Annotated in this window: 19 protein-coding genes and 2 pseudogenes; 9 read left to right on the top strand and 12 right to left on the bottom strand. The window is 56.5% G+C overall.

Annotated features, from left to right (window positions below):
* Positions 1–114 precede the first annotated feature (114 nt).
* The 4 genes from RB548_RS23595 to RB548_RS23610 all read right to left on the bottom strand — a co-directional run bounded on the left by RB548_RS23595 (position 115) and on the right by RB548_RS23610 (position 1,673).
* A complete protein-coding gene (locus tag RB548_RS23595) occupies positions 115–342 on the bottom strand; it encodes a hypothetical protein (RefSeq protein ID WP_331375724.1) in 228 nt (75 codons plus the stop codon).
* Positions 343–565: 223 nt separating this feature from the next.
* Positions 566–748, bottom strand: a complete 183-nt coding sequence (locus RB548_RS23600; protein ID WP_180942236.1) for a hypothetical protein — start codon at positions 746–748, stop codon at positions 566–568.
* A 111-nt stretch (positions 749–859) separates the two neighbouring features.
* Positions 860–1,123: a hypothetical protein gene (locus tag RB548_RS23605; RefSeq protein ID WP_331375756.1), complete on the bottom strand. Its 264-nt coding sequence runs from the start codon at positions 1,121–1,123 to the stop codon at positions 860–862.
* Positions 1,124–1,382: 259 nt separating this feature from the next.
* Positions 1,383–1,673: a hypothetical protein gene (locus RB548_RS23610; RefSeq protein ID WP_331375725.1), complete on the bottom strand. Its 291-nt coding sequence runs from the start codon at positions 1,671–1,673 to the stop codon at positions 1,383–1,385.
* A gap of 1,045 nt (positions 1,674–2,718) precedes the next feature.
* Here RB548_RS23610 and RB548_RS23615 point away from each other — a divergent pair.
* The 5 genes from RB548_RS23615 (at position 2,719) to RB548_RS23635 (ending at position 6,837) form a co-directional block, all read left to right on the top strand.
* Positions 2,719–3,057: a DUF6074 family protein gene (locus tag RB548_RS23615; protein ID WP_331375726.1), complete on the top strand. Its 339-nt coding sequence runs from the start codon at positions 2,719–2,721 to the stop codon at positions 3,055–3,057.
* A 431-nt stretch (positions 3,058–3,488) separates the two neighbouring features.
* Positions 3,489–3,941, top strand: a complete 453-nt coding sequence (locus tag RB548_RS23620; protein WP_331375727.1) for a transposase — start codon at positions 3,489–3,491, stop codon at positions 3,939–3,941.
* Positions 3,942–4,191: 250 nt separating this feature from the next.
* A complete protein-coding gene (locus RB548_RS23625; protein WP_331375728.1) occupies positions 4,192–4,797 on the top strand; it encodes a hypothetical protein in 606 nt (201 codons plus the stop codon).
* A 126-nt stretch (positions 4,798–4,923) separates the two neighbouring features.
* Positions 4,924–5,376 (top strand): aspartate 1-decarboxylase, encoded by a 453-nt coding sequence (panD, locus tag RB548_RS23630; RefSeq protein ID WP_331375729.1) that lies wholly within the window; start codon positions 4,924–4,926, stop codon positions 5,374–5,376.
* Between the two features lie 750 nt (positions 5,377–6,126).
* Positions 6,127–6,837: a class I SAM-dependent methyltransferase gene (locus RB548_RS23635; RefSeq protein ID WP_331375730.1), complete on the top strand. Its 711-nt coding sequence runs from the start codon at positions 6,127–6,129 to the stop codon at positions 6,835–6,837.
* Between the two features lie 350 nt (positions 6,838–7,187).
* Here the strand turns inward: RB548_RS23635 and RB548_RS23640 are convergent, their stop codons facing one another.
* The 3 genes from RB548_RS23640 to RB548_RS23650 form a co-directional block, all read right to left on the bottom strand.
* Positions 7,188–8,225, bottom strand: a complete 1,038-nt coding sequence (locus RB548_RS23640; RefSeq protein ID WP_331375731.1) for a leucine-rich repeat domain-containing protein — start codon at positions 8,223–8,225, stop codon at positions 7,188–7,190.
* A gap of 1,121 nt (positions 8,226–9,346) precedes the next feature.
* Positions 9,347–9,778, bottom strand: coding sequence for a helix-turn-helix domain-containing protein (locus RB548_RS23645; protein ID WP_331375732.1), 432 nt, complete (start codon positions 9,776–9,778; stop codon positions 9,347–9,349).
* Positions 9,779–10,021: 243 nt separating this feature from the next.
* Positions 10,022–10,987 carry a phytanoyl-CoA dioxygenase family protein gene (locus tag RB548_RS23650; RefSeq protein ID WP_331375733.1) on the bottom strand — a complete coding sequence of 322 codons (966 nt, stop codon included), beginning with the start codon at positions 10,985–10,987 and terminating at the stop codon, positions 10,022–10,024.
* Between the two features lie 1,093 nt (positions 10,988–12,080).
* Between RB548_RS23650 and RB548_RS32250 the strand changes: the two are divergent.
* Positions 12,081–12,365: pseudogene (locus tag RB548_RS32250) on the top strand (hypothetical protein); the annotation flags it as partial.
* Positions 12,366–12,521: 156 nt separating this feature from the next.
* Entirely contained in the window at positions 12,522–14,408 is a 1,887-nt protein-coding gene (locus RB548_RS23655; RefSeq protein ID WP_331375734.1) for an acyltransferase family protein, read from the top strand.
* A 621-nt stretch (positions 14,409–15,029) separates the two neighbouring features.
* On the opposite strand, the pseudogene RB548_RS23660 reads toward RB548_RS23655, so the two are convergent.
* From RB548_RS23660 to RB548_RS23670, 3 genes and pseudogenes are all read right to left on the bottom strand, one after another.
* Positions 15,030–16,069 (bottom strand): annotated as a pseudogene (locus RB548_RS23660) (nucleotidyl transferase AbiEii/AbiGii toxin family protein).
* Entirely contained in the window at positions 16,062–16,655 is a 594-nt protein-coding gene (locus RB548_RS23665; RefSeq protein ID WP_331375735.1) for a DUF6088 family protein, read from the bottom strand. Before RB548_RS23665 ends, RB548_RS23660 begins: the two are co-directional and overlap by 8 nt.
* A 39-nt stretch (positions 16,656–16,694) precedes the next feature.
* Positions 16,695–17,009 carry a hypothetical protein gene (locus RB548_RS23670; RefSeq protein WP_331375736.1) on the bottom strand — a complete coding sequence of 105 codons (315 nt, stop codon included), beginning with the start codon at positions 17,007–17,009 and terminating at the stop codon, positions 16,695–16,697.
* Here RB548_RS23670 and RB548_RS23675 point away from each other — a divergent pair.
* Complete coding sequence (locus RB548_RS23675; RefSeq protein ID WP_331375737.1) at positions 17,008–17,346, top strand: hypothetical protein; 339 nt, start codon at positions 17,008–17,010, stop codon at positions 17,344–17,346. The genes RB548_RS23670 and RB548_RS23675 overlap by 2 nt on opposite strands.
* 58 nt (positions 17,347–17,404) lie before the next feature.
* The gene (locus RB548_RS23680) at positions 17,405–19,345 is read left to right on the top strand and encodes an acyltransferase family protein (RefSeq protein ID WP_331375738.1); all 1,941 of its coding nucleotides are present in this window, start codon (positions 17,405–17,407) and stop codon (positions 19,343–19,345) included.
* Here the strand turns inward: RB548_RS23680 and RB548_RS23685 are convergent.
* Both RB548_RS23685 and RB548_RS23690 read right to left on the bottom strand, forming a co-directional pair.
* Positions 19,329–19,832 carry an omptin family outer membrane protease gene (locus tag RB548_RS23685; RefSeq protein ID WP_331375739.1) on the bottom strand — a complete coding sequence of 168 codons (504 nt, stop codon included), beginning with the start codon at positions 19,830–19,832 and terminating at the stop codon, positions 19,329–19,331. The two genes, RB548_RS23680 and RB548_RS23685, sit on opposite strands and share 17 nt — an antisense overlap.
* The gene (locus tag RB548_RS23690) at positions 19,769–20,221 is read right to left on the bottom strand and encodes an omptin family outer membrane protease (RefSeq protein ID WP_331375740.1); all 453 of its coding nucleotides are present in this window, start codon (positions 20,219–20,221) and stop codon (positions 19,769–19,771) included. Before RB548_RS23690 ends, RB548_RS23685 begins: the two co-directional genes overlap by 64 nt.
* Positions 20,222–20,259 lie beyond the last annotated feature (38 nt).

Raw genomic sequence — 20,259 nt, forward strand, 5'->3', positions numbered from 1 at the left:
CAAGAATGTCGTCAACGCTTGCCGCGTCCCCAGGATACGCTAAATCCACGAACGATCTCCTACCCCCACGCACTGCAACCGACAGGTCGTAGGCTGTCACAGTGCAAGTCGCGGTCAAGGATTAGGGGCGCCGCCCAAACGGGGTACTGGTGCCCCGTGTAATCTTCTTTCGTCGTCTATGGCTCGATCGATCGCCTCGATGCTCATCTGAAATTCAATCACGCCCTTTGCAGTTGCCACGATCTCCCCTGGCTCGTTATTGCTGGCAACCGCGCGTCGACGCTCGACCAATTCCTGACGCAATCTCAACAGGTTATCGATGTGTTCCTTGCTTCTCGTCACGCCATCTCTCCCGCGACATCTGTAGCAGTGTAGATAGTTTGGCATCTCACGAGCAGTAGGCAACAAAAAAGGCCGGGCTACCCCGACCTTCCTGCAGCCATTACCAGTACATCCCTGGTCAATGGCGAGATTGCTACCTCTTAGCCGTCGAGCGTGACGACAGCGTGACAATTGCTTGAGGCGTTCGGTCCGTGCCATGTGCAGCGGAATGCCGCCGGCAGACCTATGCCGTCCCACCTGTAACCGGATTCACTTTCGGTTTTTCGCTCGTGTCCTTAGCGCCAGGTGGCTGAACCGTAGACGGTGCAATCGACTCCTCATCCTGATGCTTCTTGCGGTCCGCGGGTTGATGGACGTCGGCAGGCGTCGCCTGTTCTGGCTTTGCGTTGGTGTCCTTGGTTGCCATGACTTCCTCCGTGCGTATGACGGAAAACGGCGGCGGACGGTGAGGGGTTCCTTCATGTCACGGCATCAGCGACTGCCACTCACGCGCCTCGTCGGTTAGCGCGTTCAGGTGTCAATGCAATTTCTGCACCGGCTCGTCTAGAAAGCTCCGCATGCCATCACGCTGAACGGTGGCCAGAAATTCTTCGAATGCCTCTCGATCGGTGTCGAAGGTGTCATTCCAGACGGTAGTGTTTCCTTCCTCGTCGAACACCTCGAGCGTCCAGTCGGCGTTTGTGCCGGCGGGACGGTAAATGCGCAAAATGACGGTCACATCGTCGTCGACAAATTCGCCGGAGAATTCAGAAAACTCGTAGTGCTGCTCGCTTTCAGGCATGGACATTCATAACACGTTCCGTGGGCGAACACGATTGGCTTGCCAGCGCATCCCGTCGCCTTTGGCCTCCTCTGGTCACGAAAAAGCCCCGCGCGAGGGCGGGGCAAGTCCCGCTATCCAGTTGCCTTCCTTGGATGCGGGGACGCAGCCGAAGAGAATCAGCTACGTAGAGACGCTATCTACGCTTTCACCAGAGAGGAAGTCCGATTCCACGTTTCCGCTACGCCTCTTCAAAAGCACGGGGGAGGGTAAACGCCTTTCATTCCTTCCCATCAAGCAGAATCTTCAACGTCCTGATCACATCGGCGGCATCGATGAGAGTGTCTCTGATCTCTGCAGCGGTCAGGCTATCCGCTCGGGCCGCCGCCACCTGAAGGTCAATCACAACATCCTTCGCTCGGTTGCTGCCTGGTATCCCGATCTCCTCGCGCATGTCGCGTATTGTCGCGATCGAGCGATTGAGGAGCCGCTTGACCTCGAACGGCGTCAGCCTGTCCGCTTCGTTGGCGGCTCTGATCAGCTCGGCAATGAATTGGGTGGTGAGGCTCATTGCTTGGTTTGGATCATTGTTGGGGAAAACGCAATTTGTGAATTCGCGACTGAGGCGCCCTTCGCTGAAATGCTGGCGAGGAGGATCGATGCATGTTGCTCTCGTTTCATGCTCGCAGCGCCGCGATATCCGAACGCAACCGCCGAAGAGCGCAACGGGAGGGCGTGACCATAAACGGTGACAAGCTACCGACGAGGAGATAGATATCCTTCGCCATCACCACCCGCAGGAAATCGCTCGAAAACTACCGCACCGGACGCCAAGGGCTATCGAAATGAAGCGGATAAGATGGGCTTGTCTAAGCAAATCCATTTTTGGGCAGCAGCAGAGATATCAAAACTTCGCCGCATGTACCCAAGAAGTTCGCAGGAAGAAATCTGTGCTGCATTCCCACATTCGACGTGGGTGAATATTAGCCAGGCCGCCCGATATCACGGATTCCGACGCGAGAAGCCCGGCCTATAAACCCACGGGGCACGTGGCCATCGACCAAATACGCGAGAAATGCCACGAGATTAGGTGGTCAATGGTAGACCTCGACCGAGAAGCAGGAACTAAGACATACTTCAGGAGAAGCGGTTGGTAGCGCAAGCGTATCAATTACAAGGCCGTTGGGCGAGCGCTGGAGGCCCTGGATGGCCAAATGACGATCAAGTGGCGGGATGAGTCCGACGACCGCTCGATCCGCATCACCTGAGACTTGGTTCTACTGCATGTTTCCTTAAATCGTAGCCGATTTGAGGATAAAAACATGCAGCAATTCAAAGTGCTGCAGCGTCCTTGCGCGTCTGATAAGAGGCGCGGCGCTGTAGCTGTGTGAGGACCGTCGGCGGGAATACAGCCTCAGCCGTTCCGTTTCCCTACCAGCCTGACGCCTGGCTGGCCGTAGTTTAGGAATGCCCGTTGCTCGCCGCGGCATTCAGCCAATCAGTCATAAAGCTGAATTTGCCACACTGGCCCGTCTCTCGAATGAGGCGGGCTTTTTTGATTCCGCTATTTTTTGCACCGGTTCATGTCGCGTGGGTTCGCGTTTCCTTGAGCCGGCATGAGCAATCTGTTTAATCTTTGTGAAGGACTGGCGGCGATTGTAGCCACATCCTCAGGCGATTCGCCTGCCAATGATGGAGACAGCATGACGGTTCTGCAGTTCCCGGCTAATCGGCGCATGGGCGATGTCAAACGCTGCGCAGAAGCCCTCCATAGGCTCCATGGAGAGCAAGCAAACCGTTTCTGGCGGTCTGAGATGACCGACTTTGCCGCCGCGCTGAGAAGGTCGGGCGTTGTCCAGGAAGAGATATCGCGCCAAGCCGGCCTATTCATGCACGCGGTACAGATGGAGCTGCAAGTGGCGTTCGCCATCGAAGAGAACAACGCGTCCGCTTAACCTGATTCGGCGCGATTGGAAATCATGCCCGGTTGGCCATCTCCTAAACATGTTGCATCCATGTCGCACGGATTGGCCGTCATCCGGAAGAGCCGCTGCCAATCGTCTGCGGCTGAGTATCCATGTTGGCTGCCATCGGGGCGGGGCGATCGAAGTACCGTCGGATCGCTCGGACAAGGGCAACTTGCCAAGTTCCCGTGTCGATCAACCCTGGACCGTCCAGTCGGTGATAGAGACCAGAACGGACCTCCGCTACCACACGTCCCCCCAGCATTCAACGTTGGCGCCATCAGGGCGGACAGGTGGCCGCTTCACAGCCTCATATCGGCACGGACCCAACATCAACCATGCGAAAAATAGGAGTTTGACGGTTCTGTTGACTCTGTAGTTCACTCAGCCGACAACAGACGATGGCTAAGGAGGGTCCAGGGATGGCTGACGAGAGTAATACAGGGCAGGTCTCTGCGGTTGCAGAGACGAATGCCGAAGCGAAACCACCAACGGGTAAGAAGCAGAGGTCGCCACGGCGTCAGAAGACCGCTGCCGAACCGGTTCGAACTGCCGCAAAGCCGGCCGCGAAGACCAGGAAATATAGCGAACCAGAAAAAAGCGAGAAGCTCAAGCTGATCGAAACGCAGGTCGCCGAAGGCAAAGGCACACTTAAGGACGCTATCAGGAGCGCCGGCATATCGGAGCAAACCTACTATCAGTGGAAAAAGGCTGCAAAGTCCGCTGATGAAGGAGACAAGAAGCCCCTTCCGGCTGGAGATGAATTGGCAGATCTCGTCCAGCTTGAAGAGGAGAATCAGAGGCTTCGCAAAATTCTGGCGGAAAAGTTGCGCGCGGAAAATGCCGAACTGCGCAAGAGGCTCGGCCTGGATTAGATATGATTCAGGCTGCGCAGGCACTCAATCGTCCCAATCTTGCGTGACAGGAGTAATTTTGGGGCCGGCCTCGAATGTTCCCGCAGAACGGCGTCGTCAGACGCATGCCGACTATCAGGTGTCGCGAGAGACAAGTCGACGCGCTCGCGCGCTTGTTAGTTGAAGCGTGCGGTAAGGAGATATATGGGTCCGCCGGCGAGCGCAGTGGCGCCGATTGGTGTTGTTTCAGGGATTACTAGGGTTCAGGTATATGAAAGTGCCACAACGGAACTTCGTTGTTGAAATCAAGTCGGCGCGCCGACAACCAAAGGCGAAGACGAACTCAATTTGGGGCGATACAGACCTCAAGGCGTTGTCCCGCGCAGTAGAAGATGAGGCGTCGCACCTGTTCAATTCAACCGAAGCACCCGTCACGCCTGACACTGACATCACGCCGGGTGAGCCGTTAAATACAGGCTCTGCCAACGAGGGCGCAGACAACATCGAAGTCGTCCCACCAGCAATGTCGGCGGTCGCGGAAGCAGGAGTCGAAGCCCCCAATCAGCCCGAGGCGGAAGGTCCGGCAGCCGAAACTGTTGCGCAAGCGCAGGAAAGCCAGCCGGCATCGCAGCCGCGAAGAGCATCACGTGGCACTTCTCGAACGCGCAAGGCACATATGAACGCAATCACCCCGACTTCGGTGCCTGCATACAGCGATCGAAGCACGCAGTACAACACCGCAAATCATCTGATTTCTTTCGAGGAACTCGCGGCCCTTGACGTAGAAAACAGGCGTCTCAAGGGGCTTTTGGCTGAACAGCTTCGTGCACAGAACTCGCAGCTCAAGAGGATGCTTGAGCGGTTTGATGCCGCATAAGCAAGGTCCACCGTAAGATTGCCGCCATGGCTGGACAAGCAATGCGAGCCAACCTGGACTGCGGCGAGGAACCCTCGACTCCAAACTTTGTCCATTAGAGCGACGACGGAAGTGATGGTGAAGTAATTGAGAAAGCTGGTCGCAGGCAAATTGCATGGCATCCATGTGACCGAGTCAAATCTCAACTATCATGGATCGATTACGTTGGATCCGGATCATTGCGAGGAAGCTGGCATTCTGCCCATGGAGTTCGTTGAAATCTGGAACAAGAATTCCGGCGCACGGATCTCCACTTACGTTATCCTTGGCGAACGCGGCTCAAGGTGCTGCATTCTTAACGGAGCCGCGGCACGTACCTGTCAGCCCGGTGACCAGATCATCATTTGCAACTCCGTCTATCTCGACGAACGCCAGATCACCTCGTTGAAGCCGAAGGTCCTCACGTTCGATGAGAACAATCATATACGCGACCGGTTGAGCTATTCAGTTACTGTGGGTCCGGATGGGAAATACACTTTCGAAATCCTCGATCACACGGATACCGCCTTGAGCATCCCGCTGATGGTATCTGGCGCATAGCGAGCACACCACGTGCCGCCGATAGGAGAGGCCAGTTTACAGTCCTTTCGAGCAGACAAGCCTCCTGCTTGGAGGCGAGGCGTCTTCCCGAGACCCCTCATTGACGCCCTTGTCGCTGTGGAACTGCTCAGCCGCTATGCACCGCAGTCGCGTTGGATAGCTTACAGCATTAGATTGCTGGCCAGATGAAGCCAAGTGCGCCTCGTCGACGTCAGTGCCGGCACACACGACAACGTCACCGATGACAACTTCAATCGCTGCGCCTGCAACTGGCAACAGGGAATACCCTGTATTACGCGTGCGCCCGAAGGGGCGTATTCAATCCGGTGATAGCTTCCACGGAGACTTCTCCGGTTGGGCACAGCGCTTGCTTGTAGGCACTGACTTCCCTCAGGAGCGGAGCAGCTCGATGACGACACCCACGACTTCCCGGAAGGTCCGGAATGGCATCATTCGCGAATTTCTCGCGTTGGTCGGAACATAGTTCAATTGTATCAGGAAGATACAAGTGCTTACTAGAGTGTGTAGTAAATCTTGGTTGCCACAGTCATTTGGACAAGCGAGGCAAGCATTCGCAATGGCCTAATCTGGAAGCAGATGGGGATTTGATGTGTGCGATGTTTTGCCGACATACGAAGACCCTCGGCAGGGCCCGCTGCATATCTTTCCAACAAGTACTCTTCAACTGCAGGAGCGCCAGAAAACTGTTGAACACTCAACAGCATTACCGATCGTCTTCGGAGAGAACGTATGAGTGAGCTCGATAGAATCAGGACAGTGCTCAGGACTAGTCAACAGAGAACTTTCCCGCGGAAGATGCGGGAGTTCGGGCTCGATTTGATCGTACGAGAAGGCGTTTTTCCTCCTGAAGATTTCCAAAGTTGGCGTTGGTTTAGCGAGAACTTCCCTCCATTCAATGCAAAGACCATTTTGGAAATCGGCTGCGGTTTCGGTCTCCCGGGCCTCTTGTTGGCAAAGACTGGTGCGCTGTCGTTGCTAGCCTGCGATATCAATCCGAAGGCTGTCGCGAACACGTTGGAGAATGCCGCAAGAAACGGCATTAAGAACGTTGGGGTCATCGAAAGCGATATCTTCAGTAACATTCCTCCTGGGAGGAAGTTCGACGTTATATTTTGGAACCACCCTTGGAACTTCGCTCCGGAAAACTTCGAGTTTATAAATGACGTCGAGCGTGGAGCATTTGATCCCGGCTACAGCCTGCTCGAGAGATTTCTGTCGGAAGGCCGAGACTTTCTTACGGAAAGAGGCAAAATCCTTCTAGGGTTCGGCACTAATGCCCGTGACGACCTTCTCGAGCGATTCGTAGCTGTGAATGATCTTAAATCGGTGATTGTGAAGTCGGGGACATACCCCAACCTCAACTCAACTTATCGGCTGTTCTCGATACGCCGGAGTGCGACAGCGTATGGTTTCCGACCTTCAATGTCCGTTGATACGTGAGTGCCAGCGATGATCCGCCCGAACGGTGCACTTCACGTCCTCCAGGCCAAACGGCCACAGTATGCTGATGCTTTACCAAATATCCGCACTGAGCCAGCCAGTTGAAGCCGAGATGCAGGCATGCCTGGATGATCGCCTTGTGGCGATCTACTGGGAACTGACGGGCGCGGCCAGTCCTCTGCCATCCTTTGCCCAAACTCGTCCTTTGCCAGCGTTCACGCCGATTAAGCGCGCACGCTCCCAGGCGACCGGCTCTTGCCGCCATTTCCGGGGCCGCCGGCCGAGCAGTCCGCCACTACATCACTACATCGGGCAACTACACGTCGGATCTACCTCGGTATTCGGTTCCCCTAAAGAAAGACCCGCGGGCCTCTATAGTCTGCTGCATTCATGGCTGCCGCCAGGTTCGTTCGCACCCGCTTGGGCAGCGGATTAGATTCCAGGAAAACCATGCACCCGGAGCCTAGCTGTGCCAGCAATTTATCGGGCAGGCTGATCAACAGGTTGCACCTGGCGTTAAGCCTCCGCAGCCCGGCCGGAAGGTTGGTTGGCAGACCGGTCAGCTGGTTGCCGGCGGCGCCGAGCGTCCGCAGTCCGGCCGGGAGATCGCCGGGAAGGTCGGTGAGTTGATTGCCGCTGGCATTGAGCGTCTCGAGCCCGGCCGGGAAATTGTCGGGAAGGCTTGTCAACCGATTGCCGTCGGCGTTGAGAGTCTGGAGCAGGGCCGGGAGGTTGAGGGGAACGCTAGTCAGTTGATTGCCGTCGACGTTGAGTGTCTGAAGCCCGGACGGGAGATTGTCTGGAAGGCTGGTTAACTGGTTTTCGCCTGCGTCGAGCCACCGAAGCGTAGTCGGTAGGACATCGGGCAGGCTGGTCAGCCGGTTGTAGCTGACCTCGAGGGTCTGGAGTCCGGCCGGGAGGGGGTCGGGTAGGCTGGCCAACTGGTTGTACTTGGCGTTGAGCGTCTGAAGCTCGACCGGGAACTCGGCCGGCAGGTTGGTCAACTCATTACAGTCGGCATTGAAGTGCCGGAGTCCGGCCGGCAACGCGGCGGGCAGGGTCCTAAGGCGCAGGGATGACAGGTTCAGCGCTGCATTGAGATCGCCGGCATCCACCCAAGCACTGATTCGTCTCACCGCCTCTTGCCGACCCTCATCTTCCCCTTGCCCCTCTTCGGCAGCCCACTCGTCCAGGATCTGGTCCAGCGATGTTGCCCGGAGGACTGTGGCAAGGCTCGGATTGCCGGGAAGGCCCGCGGACAACTGCTGCGCCCGCCGCAAGTTATCGGTTGCGGTTGTGGTGAGATCACCTTGAGTGGCCGCACATTGCCGGCTGTCTTCTTTAGAAGTATTGCCATCGCATGGCTGCGCCTGTCCTGTTTTCACCATTGGCCCTCTCTACTGGCTAAGGACGTGCCGAATGCTAGTTAACGATGACCGCTTCTCATCCGCGGTTTCGCCGAAAGCGGTGACCGGACAAACCGCGGGTCGGTCCCGGCTAGATCGCCGGCGAAGCGGGAGGCGAAAGCTTCATCACGAGCTCCTTTCTGTGCATGAAACACATTCATCCGGCCGCTGAGCTTAGCGACCTGGGTACATCGCCCAGGGACTCTCAAACCGCTGCGATCACCCCCGGTCTGGTCTGATTGACTTCATGCAACATTGCCTCGGATCGGCAAAATTTATTGTTTGGATGAAACCTATTGGCGCCATGGATAAAAGACATGCGTTTTCAGGGGCTTTGGAGAAGATATGCCGGGTGCAGATGGCGTCTGAAGGGTTGCGGTTGACCCGCGTTCGCACAAATATGCCAGGCAGCCGGGATCCGGTAACCAAGGCACTTCCGCGACAGTAAGCTCCGTTCAGGAACAAGGTCACAGCTGCTGCTGAGCAAAGGTGAAAACATTAGTATCCCCAGTTATCAAAAAGCCGATGCATTTCTGGCATTTTTGACCGCACCGTTCTGCCGCCGAACATTCGGGGCGCCGGGAGCGGTTGTCGCCGAAGAGCGCTCTTGCGATTTCAAAGGAATGGGTTGCGCGCACTGCCCAGGATGCAGCTGACGGAACCGCTTCCGCGGGATCTTCTTGGCAGCGCATGCGCTCCTGCCGCCCCCAACCAGGTGGCATTTAGAAGTTGCTCCTCCTGAGTTAGCGAAAGCAGGGTCCTTGATGCCATTATGGCCTTCGTTGTTGTGCCGATAACGGCCCTGTTCGCGTATATTTTCGCCAGATGAAGCAGGAGGATTAGAATTTGGGCTCAGAAACGGGACAGAGGAGCCCGAAGTACCTCATGGAGCCGGCCAGCCGTCAATCGACTACTAAGACAACCGAAGGAATTCCGCCTTGCAATCTTCAGGATCTACGGACGTGCAAGTTCCACCGAAGCCCGTGGAGCCTGATCGGATCACGACCTTCCGAAGATTCCATTGCAAACTGCCTTTCGGCGTTGCGCGGGGCTATCTTGGATGTTGCGGATTCCTTGGCTTCTCAGATTTTGAAGCCTTATCTTCATCCATCCCGATCCGCGACGGCCTTCAAAAGGCCGATGGCCCAGCTTCGAACACTCGCATCCCCGATACGGGAGAAGGCCTTAATCAGTGCGAGGCCCTCGTCGCTCGATGCGAAGTCGATAATTTCAGGTTGAAGTTGGGATTGCACGGCGCGGCGATCGAAGCCGTTCGTGTCGGCGCCAGGCACTTCTTCGAAGAAATACGATGGCGGCACGTCCAGCGCGTCGGCGATCTGTTGCAGGCGACTCGCTCCGACTCGGTTGATGCCCTTCTCGTATTTTTGCACCTGCTGAAACGTCACCCCGATTTGTTCGGCAAGGGTCGTCTGTGACATCGACATCCAAACACGCCGCATACGAATTCGATGGCCGACATGCAAATCAACAGCCTTGGGCTCCGCTTTTTTCTGTCCAGGGTTCGCAATAAGCATGCATTTCTCCATGTTTATCTCGCGACGGTACCCCTCCCGTGACCTATCGCGCTCTACGGTTGCTTCCGCCTTGATGAGGTGTTTGGCCGGCACTTTTCCTTAGTGGGTTTTTTCGTTCACAATCCAGTAGAACTGGCGGGCAATTCACTATGGCCGAGCAGCCATAGCCTTGTATAGCTGTTAAGGTTCCATTTTTGGAACCCTAGACTTGGATCAGCATAATTGCGGTCGCCACGATGGAAACTAGCGAATGACTGGCTCACCGTGGTATCGGCGCTTTGATGGCTTCGAGACGCCAAATCCGACCTCCATCATCAGACGCGGCTTTTCTTTTGCCAACGTGCCCATGTGGAAGCCGAACGGATCTTCGACGAAGCCTGTGCCCGTTTTGCCGGTTAAAGTGATGGCGTTTTCTTCACCGTAGAAAGCCAGCACTTCCTGGGCAGGATGACCGACGAGCAGCGTCAGTTGATGCTTCAAACGTCTGCGATTGTGGCTGCCGCGCAAGTAGACATGAGGGCCGGAAGTCGCATCGACGTCGGACAGATAGAAGAAAAACTTCAGCATCCGCCAATCATCGAGATCAAAGTGGAACTTGAAGGAAGCACGGCTGAGATCCGCATCGGAGGCATTTCGTGTCGGGAAGCTCCACCACGTCCGCGTCGTGATCAATCTGGCTTCGCCGCCGAGATAGTGCCTTGCCACATTAAGAAGCAGCGGGTCTTGCTGCACGGCTACGGCGGCGTCGCATTGCATAATCCGCTCATAATGATGGCCACTCAAAATAGTGCGGCCGAAGCGACGCTCGGCTTCGGCATGATCGCCGGCCAGGAACTCGAGCTTGCGTTCGAAATTGCCGAAGCAAGGCGTTTCGTGCCCGAAGCGTGCAATTGCTTCCTGAATTGGGCCTGGCAGGGTCAGGCCCGTAAAAATACCCGTTCTTCTAAGTTCCTCGGCGATCGCTTCCGCCTGGAGGTCGCCAAAAATGGAAGGCGTAGCACTCTTGTCCCGCACAACGGGTCTTGCGGTTAGCCAATGCGCTTTGCGGAACGGCATCATGCGAGCCAATAGGAACATCGGAAGCCAAGCCGGGTTCTCCCGCACATCCGTAAGATACGTAGGAACTCGGGCCGCTATGCGGCGGACAGTCCCGCCGCTGCGGGCGATTGCTTCGAGATCCTTCGGATCGGAGTGAGCGGAACTAAGCATTCAATTGCCTTTCGTGCTGTTAGATCTTCTTGATACCCCCGTGCGACCGCGAATAAGCACAACGGGTTCGGATTCCGGGCGAGCCGCCCGATCAAGCATTAGACATCGGCGAACTGAATGGTCGCGCCGTTTGCGAGGATCACGCGTTCGTCTTTGCGGAGATCCGGCTGCGGGGCTTGAGTCGACGTCTCAAAATCGTTTTCGCCTCAGTTTAACTTACAACGGGTCATACCCGAAAACGGTACATGGCCAACGTATATGGGGGTACTGTTCAAACCACCCGCTCTCGGTGCGGTCGGTCCTAATGCAACATCCCGTAAGTTCGGCAAAATCGAATGATTGGATTGAACACATCCAGGTCATGGATGGTCGAAGGTCGCATCTGAAGCTGTGCGTTCATGCTGAGCGCGACTTTGCGGCGTGTGCGCTGTTGGAGGTTCTAATCTTGACCGGCGCGTCACAAAATCTCTTTTCGATGGCGTCGAAAGGCCTACGCCCCACATCATTGCCAGGTTGATCGCGGACCGCGAACTGTGCGCGCACACTGACGCTGCGCAAAGTCAAGCCGCTTCTCGATCGCTCGCTCGCCACAATACTGGTCATGGGAGCAGACCCGCATACGCGCCAGCAATCGCGAAGGATCCGAGGAGCGTTTACCGTGCCGTGTGTTCTTTTAAAGAGGCGTACCGGACCGCCCTATCCGTGGCGCGGATGGGGATCATCCAAATAATCGATTTTACGAATTAGCCGACACACCTCATAGAAGAACATCAATCAAATGAAATCAATCACATCGACAGCCCACTGCGAGCGCTGGAAGGACGGGAATGGCTTGAGAACAGATCGGACCGGAACTTGACGCAAGGATTATGCCGGCCAATTGAGAGCATCGCAATAATTGGCGACCACGCCTGATGCGCACCAATCAGGAGCGGCTTCGATCGCGGCCTGCCTCGGGAACGATCAAGAAGGCGGAGGTCTTTGCATGTGCTCTGAGGTGCGGTGCAAGCTGCACCGGGAATGTAGGTAGCAACTCGCCGACCATGTCGAAGTCGCCAAGCTCTTTTGTAATCGTACCGGCCGACAGGGGCCTTCAACGCAAGACGATTCGAAGGCAATTCGAAGTTGGACCGCAGCCGGACCTGAGCTTTGCGCGATCGCCTACGATTCGAGTGATGTCGCTGCTCGTTTGGGCGGTCTGAGCCGTTTCAAAACGTCGGCGTGGTTGCTTGGCACGAGTGCACAGGCGGCACAGCATTCACTTGGCATTCGACGACGACGGTCCTCATCTGTTCGGCATGTCGGAAATCCTCGTTGTGGTCGCCCACGTGAAGGCGACTTCTTGTACCGGCGAAGAAACGGAAGAACGGCAAGCTAAAGCAACGTACGACTGCCGAAGGCATGAACTTTGCTGCGGGCAACTCTGGCTGAGTACCACCCTTTGCGAGCCCTCAGTTGATCCGCTTGAATCGAAATTTCAACAGGTCCACTAATGTCACGAGAGTTTCGAACCGATATCCAGGCCTTGCGGGGTTTGGCTGTCCTGCTGGTCGTCCTTTATCATGCCCGCATCGAGCCGTTCGGGTATCTTGGCGTCGATATTTTCTTCGTGATTTCGGGCTTTCTGATCACCGGCCTCATCAAGACGCAGCTTGAGCAATCACGCTTCAGCTTTTGGGATTTCTATTATCGGCGCGCGAAACGTCTGTTGCCGGCTGCCTATGTCGTCATTGCGCTTACAACGATCGCTGCGCCTTTCTTCCTGTCAGATATGGGCATGCAGGAGTTCCGAAATCAGGTCCTCGGAGCGCTCACATTGACCGGCAATATTGTTCTCTGGTTTCAGTCGGACTATTTCGGCGGAGCCGCTGAAACGAAGCCCCTCCTGCATTTCTGGTCGCTCGCTGTCGAAGGGCAGTGTTACCTGCTGCTCCCTGCCTTCTTGGCCTTGACCCCCAAAAGATGGTGGCTCACGGGGGTTAGTTCACTCCTCGTTGCCAGCGCGGTGCTATGTTTCTATGTGGCCTTTCGTCACCCATCCGCTGCATTTTATCTTCTGCCGACCCGCTTTTGGGAAATGGCTATTGGTTCGCTCGGGGCGCTGCTTCCCGCCAGCTCTCGCGTGGCTGTCAAGGTTGCGATACTGCGCCTCCCGGCGCTAGCGCTTCTCCTCATTGTTCCCATTGCCCCTACTGGGCTTCAGAACCCGGTCATGGATGCCGCGTTGGTTTGCTTGGCAACCCTGATCCTCCTGCTTTCACCCAGCAGCAATAATGTGGCGGTTCGAGGCATGGCAAGGATCGGGGACATCTCGTACTCGCTCTATCTGATCCATTGGCCCGTGCTCGTCTACGTGCGGTCTGCTTGGCTGGCAGAGCCTCCTGCGATTGCGATCTATACGGCAATTGCCTTCTCAGTTGTTGCGAGCTGGGCTCTTTACCGTTTCGTGGAGGAACCCTTCCGGCGGGGGGTGGTCACGTCGCATGTACGGCTGGCCCCCGGATTCGTTGCCGCATCGGTTCTTCTCGGCTTCGCACCCGCAGTCGACATTGCCGCAACCCAGAGCAAGAGTGACTTTTCTGAGATCCGGCGGATCAATTACGGCCTGGGAAGGGCATGTGATCTCACACCTGGATCACCTCCTCATGGTGTCCCGGAGGCCTGTCAGACGACGAAAAGGCCCAAATTGCTGGTTTGGGGCGATTCATTTGCCATGGCACTGGTTCCCGGCTTGGCCAAGACAGTCGGAGAAGCCGGACTGGCTCAACTCACCATGAGCGGATGCCTCCCCGCCATTGGCGTTGCCGCCTTCTCCAAGCGGGCAGCGTCTCCCTATCCCCGCGCCTTCGGCGAGGATTGCATTCGCTTCAATGACAGTGTCTTGGCTATCCTGAAAAGTCGGCCGGAGATACGAACTGTCGTCATCTCAAGCCCATTTGACTCCCCTGTATCCAACGACTTCATGCTGCTTGAGAGGCGTGATGGTGCGTTCACGGAGGTTGAAACTTCGGAAGATGGAGCCGCCGAGGGTATCAAGGCTCTCGTCGAAGCCGTTCGCGCCTTGGGCAGGCGAGTGGTCGTTGTTGCTCCTCCGCCAGTCGCAAGCTTCGATATCGCCGATTGCCTTGAGCGAAAGGCAAGGGGAAGTGTTATGCTCGGGCGCCACAGTGATTGTAAGATATATGTCAGCGATTACCGCCGGATGCGATCCCGCACCCTCGAGCTCTTGGACCAAGTGGCCTCGAAAGCTGACGTAGAGGTTGTCTCTTACCGCGACTTTCTCTGCGACGACACTACATGCAAGACCGAGATCGACGGCAAATTCCTTTACCGAGACAGCGGTCATCTTTCCTATGAAGGCTCCGAAATTATCGCTCGAAAGGCGAGACTTGCAGAGAGGCTGATCAAAGCTGCTCGTTAGAGCGTTTTCGACGTGGATCCAGTTCACCTTTCGAAGCGCAGCTGATTTCTTGGGTTAGAGTCGAACCGCCCGTGAACATACCCAAGAACTGCGGTATCCGGCAAAATGCCTTGCCGTTACCGCACAATGGCTGAAGGACCTCTTGCGGATGCATGCGGTGGCGCTGTCCTGTGGCGTGATAAAAAGCTCCCTCTGCTTTTTGACCTAAGTCTTCGCCACAGGCACCCAGCGATCGTAAACCGGCATGCCAAGCCGATAGGTAGTCGTGGCAGTGATTGTTGCTCCAGCGAATGCGGTCCGAAGCACCGGATGCAGCCGATCGAGCCTTCTGGCGAACGCGTTACGAGGACGAACGCTCCGATCGCATCTGGGCCAGGTTGCTGCGGATTGCGCCGCGGCAAGTATTTGCCCCTGTCCGGAGCGTCTCGCGCGACAGGCTCATGACATCAAGGCGTATTCAAGGAACTCGATCGCCTTGTGATTCCGAGAAACTCGAATCCGAGAAATCCAGCACGTATCCGCCCCTCGAGCGAAGTCGACGAAGTCAGTCAAACAGGCGCAGGTCAATGGATCGTGACGAGCTAGTCTAATGGACTTTTCTCCCCACAGGGTCGCCTTGTGCTATTTGTTTATTGTTTCTTGGAGAGCCGCGAGTTTCTCAAGTATTTCGTCGAGGGGTGGCGGGCTCTCATCGAACATCATGAGGGCCATTGCCCTGTAGTCGGCGCGGAGATCCTTGATCCGCCTTTCGTCCGGCAAGAGCCGTAGCGCGCCTGGACGGGCGGTGTCGTAACTGGCCCAGCCGGAACGAAAGAAGGTTGCCTTGTGCTTGGCGACCTGAGCGAGAAGCTCGAAATCGGTGGCGGCGGCTTTGCCCTCGTCCGTGCCGAGGAGCATCGCGAGATCGTAGTAGTGTCGCGAAAAATATTGCGGCGTCGGAGACTCGGCGGGGCGATGTGCCTCCGCATGCAATGCGGTCGCCTTCTCCCAGAAGGTGCGGCGGGCGGAGAGGACGGTGACGGTGCTCTCAGGCTCCTCAAAGAAGTAGGGATAGTCCTCCGCCGCATATGGGCGAATGATCCTCTGTTCAGTGGGCCATGGATCGCCGCGCGCGCCGAGTTCGAGCTTCACCCGTGGGGTGATGTAGGCCATGCCTTCATATTCGGAGGTAGGTAGCACGGTCGGATAGTGGAAGTTCACCGTCTGCGCGTCGCTGGCGTCGATTTCCAACGACCATTCGCCTTTGGTCGGCTCGCCGAGTTGCTCGACGATGGCGAATCGAAGAGCCGGAAGCAGCTTCTCCGCAATATGCTTCTCGACATCGCTCACCAGGGCTTCAATAAGTTTGTTCGCCTGCTTCTTGCTGATGCCTTCCTTCTCGGGATCGCGGTCGCCCGTGTAGCCGAGATCCGCTCGATCGAAAGACAGGTATCGATATCTTCGGAAAAGCGACGGATTGCGCCGAACGCCTTGGAAAGGGACGTGCCACCTTTGAAGACAAGGGTGGCGGTATCCTTCTCAGGCAGGCCGAAAAGCCGCTTCAACGTCCAGCAGACCCAGAAGTCCTTTTCGATGATCGTATTGGCGACTCCTCGGCCAGCGCCTGTTTCGCCAAAGAGGGCTGCCCGATCCCCGGCTGGAAGAAGAGCTACCTTATCCATCGATCTCACCCGACGCTGCATTGGCGATCGAAACAAGGGTCGGCCGCATCCAGGCGGGAGCTTGGACCGCAGTCGATGCGAGCTTCTTCTTGTCGCTGACCGAAAGACGACGGGCCGCGATCTGCGCAACATCGCGGGCACGTACCGCCCCCACGTGACGAAGGGCCTGTACGACTGTGCCGGCCGCGCTACCCGGAGCGATCAGATGCTTGGGCGAGGCGTGACGCAGATCGACCACGCGCTTGCCCAGTACGACACGGCGGGAGGGGCCATCGGTCAGATAGATGCTCTTTGCCGGAACCTGAGTGGAAAGACCGAGCGCGTTCGCTGCACGCGCACCCGCGATCTGCACATGGGATCCAGTCTCCCGCGCCAATGCTTGCGCGACATCGTCGGGAGTCGGCGAAAGGGGACCAAGTTGCGGATGGACCTTCGGGAAGTCGTACAGGCCTCGCGCTAGGCGCCGAAGCTTTCCAGCCTTGACCAGTCGGGAGAGCGCCTGGTCGACCGCCGCGCGTTCAGCCACATCCAGGAAGTCGCTAGGCGTGAAAACCCCACCACGCCCGCGTGCACGGGCGCGCGTCATGATCTGATCCGGTACTGAGGTCGCAGTGGTTTTCATATGTCAGAAAATAGCCCACATTTTTCTGACATTCAAGGTCGGAGTGTTGCGCGATCTGAAGCGAGCGAGAACCTTCGCTCTGGCTTGTTTGGAACGCATCGAAAATCTATCCAGAGACATACCCCGCTGCCCAAACCGACGATAAAGCCAATTGTCGAGGAAGTATGGTTTTACATGGCGATCAAGATCGCTCGCCAAGCCCGAGGAAAGAAGTTTTTCGACCCGCGCGCCAATTGCCGGAAACATGAATTTCAGAAAAGGCAGCGTCTCGGGATCTGGCAGAAAGCGCTCCTTACCATCCAGGATCGCCTGTCGCATGACCTGTGATCGTTTCGCCCATTTTCCTTTTTTCCTGGGCTTTTATCAGATCATCGCATTCGTCTTCTCGAAGAGCAAAGCCATAGTCAGCGCGTGTTCCGGGTATGCGAGCGATCCAGCGCCTGGATGCAGGTCATCCAAACAATCGATTTTACGAATTACCGGACATGCTTCATTAGAAGAACATCAATTGACGAAAACCAAGCACACAACACCTGCTGCCGACGACTTTCTTCGTCATTGGCGAGGAGACGGACAACGGGCGCCGAAACCAATCCAGCGAATGATTCCAGACGGCGCCATTTTCCACTTCGTTCCTGCAGACAGCTGTGGCTGACAACGTGCCCCCAGTCCTCAGTTCATCCACTTAAATCGAGAATTTCATCAGGTCTTCCATGCCGAGAGAATTTCGAAGTGATATCCAGGCCTTGCGTGGTTTGGCTGTACTGCTGGTTGTCCTTTATCATGCCCGTGTCGAGCCGTTCGCAGCGGGTTATCTTGGCGTTGATATTTTCTTCGTGATTTCAGGCTTTCTGATCACCGGCCTCATCAAGACGCAGCTTGAGCAATCACGCTTCAGCTTTTGGGATTTCTATTATCGGCGCGCGAAACGTCTGTTGCCGGCTGCCTATGTCGTCATTGCACTTACAACGATCGCTGCGCCCTTCTTCCTGTCAGATGTCGGCCTGCGGGAGTTTCGTACTCAGGTCCTCGGGGCGCTTACATTTACCGCCGGTATCGTTTTCTGGTTTCAGTCGGACTATTTCGGCGGAGCCGCCGAAACGAAGCCCCTCCTGCATTTCTGGTCGCTCGCTGTCGAAGAACAGTATTATTTGCTGCTTCCCGCCTTCTTGGCTTTGACTCCCAAGCGATGGTGGCTCACGGGAGTTAGTTCGCTCCTCATTGCCAGCGTCGTGCTATGTCTTTACGTGGCTTCTCGTGACCCATCCGCTGCATTTTATCTTCTGCCGACCCGCTTTTGGGAAATGGCCATTGGTTCGCTCGGGGCTTTGCTTCCCGCCAGCTCTCGCGTGGCTGTCAAGGTTTCGATACTGCGCCTCCCGGCGCTCGCGCTTCTCCTTGTTATTCCCGTTGCCCCTGTTGGTTCCCAGCACCCTGGCGTCGATGCCGCTTTGGTTTGCTGGGCAACCCTGATCCTCCTGCTTGCACCCAGCAGGAATAATGTGGCAGTCCGAGGCATGGCGAGGATTGGGGACATCTCGTACTCGCTCTATCTGATCCATTGGCCCGTGCTCGTCTATGTGAGGGCTGTTTGGCTGGCAGAGCCGCCTGCGCTTGCGATCTATGCGGCAGTTGCCTTCTCTTTTGTTGCGAGCTTGGCTCTTCACCGTTTCGTGGAGGAGCCGTTCCGGCAGGGGGTCGTCACGTCTCGCAGGAAGATGGCCTCAGGCCTGCTCGCCGTATCGGTTATTCTCGGCTTCGCACCCTCAGTCGCCATTGCCGAAACCCAAAGTATGGTCGAGTTTTCTGAGATCCGACGCATCAATTACGGCCTGGGAAGCGCATGTGTTTTCAGTCCCGGAGCGCCTCCTCAGGGTATCCCGAAGGACTGCCAGACGACGGACAGACCACGATTGCTGGTCTGGGGCGATTCATTTGCGATGGCACTGGTTCCCGGCTTGGCCAAGACAGTCGGAGAAGCCGGACTGGCTCAGCTCACCATGAGCGCATGCCTCCCCGCCATTGGCGTTGCTGCCTTCTCGAAGAGCTCAACAACTACTCCTTATTACCCCCGTGCCTTTGGCAAGGACTGTATTCGCTTCAATGACAGTGTTCTGGACATCCTGAAAAATCGCCCCGAGGTGAGCACCGTTGTCATTTCAAGCCCATTTGCCACCGCCGTATCGAAGGACTTCATGCTGCTCAAGAGGAGTAATGATACTTTCACGGAGGTTGAAGCTTCGGTAGATGGAGCCGCCGAGGGCATCAAGTCTCTCGTTGAAGCTGTTCGCGCCCTGGGCAGGCGAGTGGTGATTGTTGCGCCTCCGCCAGTCGCAAGTTTCGATATCGCCGATTGCCTTGAGCGAAAGGCAAGAGGGAGTGTTATGCTCGGGCTCTACAGTGATTGTAAGATACATGTCAGCGATTACCGCCGAATGCGATCGCGCACTCTTGAGCTCTTGAATCAAGTGGCCTCGAAGGCTGACGTAGAGGTTGTCTCTTACCACGACTTTCTCTGCGACGACATCACATGCAAGACCGAGATCGACGGCAAATTCCTTTACCGAGACAGCGGTCACCTTTCCTATGAAGGGTCAGAGATTATCGCTGGAAAGACGAGGCTTGCTGAGACGCTGATCAGGGCTGCTCGTTAGAGCATGATCCACAAATGGGTTCGAAGCATCCAGCTCGTGATCCGGCCCGGTGCTCGTCCTCTTGTTTGCGTTGACGTCTTTGGAAGTCAGAACGAGCCCTTGAGCCCGAAGGAGATCGAGATCGCCTCGAAATTCGCCCCGCCTCATCCTTCGTCCACGGGAGGCGGGTTCCGTCCAACAGGTCCCGTATTTCCATTTTGCCGCGGTTGTGAAACACGCGCTCGAACGAACCGGACAGATAAAGCGAAGCACCTGGCGTCAATGCGGAATTTACCGCAACCGTGGCGCCGATCGCCGGCGCCGGATCCATATCGTCAGATAACGCCGGGCCGCCGAAGTGGTCGTCGATGTCCCTGATACCCAAGCTCAAGCCGCCCTGAATGCCGCCGCGGATCCTGAGATCGCCGATGGCCTGATGGCCGCTCAGGCCGATGAAGCTAACCGGAACCTTTTGCCGATAGCTGTTTCTAATTCCCGGTCTGCCCATACAACGGGCTGATCGCGGAAGCCATCCTCGCTCGAATGGGTGCCCGATCCGCCATAGGCTGTCCACTGAACGTCAGTGTGGCGCAAACCGGCGCCGATCGTGATACTGCTGGTCTCATTGCTGTAGATGATCCGATCCAATTCGATTGCTCCGGCGACATAATGATCGGTGTTGGGGCGGGTTGAGCGATCGCTCCAGTCATCGTGCCCAGGACTCAGCCAGTCGGTGTCGACCATATGACCGGTGCCGAAGTTGACGCTGCCCTTCACGCTCCGGTCGTCGTCGATCTGCGCGTCTGCACCGGCGGTGAAAAGGGTGATCCCCTTGCTCTCCCAGTTCAGCTGACTGCACTTGTGGCCCTTTGCGCTCCCCAACCCGAGTTTGTGCACGACTGTGCGCCGTTGTAGACAAATTCCTGGGCCTTGAT

It is taken from the genome of Sinorhizobium chiapasense (assembly GCF_036488675.1).
GTDB classification, from domain to species: domain Bacteria; phylum Pseudomonadota; class Alphaproteobacteria; order Rhizobiales; family Rhizobiaceae; genus Sinorhizobium; species Sinorhizobium chiapasense.

Coding starts and splice junctions, on each gene's coding strand:
- RB548_RS23600 (WP_180942236.1), bottom strand. CDS start 748: ATGGCAACCAAGGACACCAACGCAAAGCCAGAACAGGCGACGCCTGCC.
- RB548_RS23605 (WP_331375756.1), bottom strand. CDS start 1,123: ATGCCTGAAAGCGAGCAGCACTACGAGTTTTCTGAATTCTCCGGCGAA.
- RB548_RS23610 (WP_331375725.1), bottom strand. CDS start 1,673: ATGAGCCTCACCACCCAATTCATTGCCGAGCTGATCAGAGCCGCCAAC.
- RB548_RS23615 (WP_331375726.1), top strand. CDS start 2,719: ATGAGCAATCTGTTTAATCTTTGTGAAGGACTGGCGGCGATTGTAGCC.
- RB548_RS23620 (WP_331375727.1), top strand. CDS start 3,489: ATGGCTGACGAGAGTAATACAGGGCAGGTCTCTGCGGTTGCAGAGACG.
- RB548_RS23625 (WP_331375728.1), top strand. CDS start 4,192: ATGAAAGTGCCACAACGGAACTTCGTTGTTGAAATCAAGTCGGCGCGC.
- RB548_RS23635 (WP_331375730.1), top strand. CDS start 6,127: ATGAGTGAGCTCGATAGAATCAGGACAGTGCTCAGGACTAGTCAACAG.
- RB548_RS23640 (WP_331375731.1), bottom strand. CDS start 8,225: ATGGTGAAAACAGGACAGGCGCAGCCATGCGATGGCAATACTTCTAAA.
- RB548_RS23645 (WP_331375732.1), bottom strand. CDS start 9,778: ATGCTTATTGCGAACCCTGGACAGAAAAAAGCGGAGCCCAAGGCTGTT.
- RB548_RS23650 (WP_331375733.1), bottom strand. CDS start 10,987: ATGCTTAGTTCCGCTCACTCCGATCCGAAGGATCTCGAAGCAATCGCC.
- RB548_RS23665 (WP_331375735.1), bottom strand. CDS start 16,655: ATGACGCGCGCCCGTGCACGCGGGCGTGGTGGGGTTTTCACGCCTAGC.
- RB548_RS23675 (WP_331375737.1), top strand. CDS start 17,008: ATGACCTGTGATCGTTTCGCCCATTTTCCTTTTTTCCTGGGCTTTTAT.
- RB548_RS23670 (WP_331375736.1), bottom strand. CDS start 17,009: ATGCGACAGGCGATCCTGGATGGTAAGGAGCGCTTTCTGCCAGATCCC.
- RB548_RS23680 (WP_331375738.1), top strand. CDS start 17,405: ATGCCGAGAGAATTTCGAAGTGATATCCAGGCCTTGCGTGGTTTGGCT.
- RB548_RS23685 (WP_331375739.1), bottom strand. CDS start 19,832: ATGGGCAGACCGGGAATTAGAAACAGCTATCGGCAAAAGGTTCCGGTT.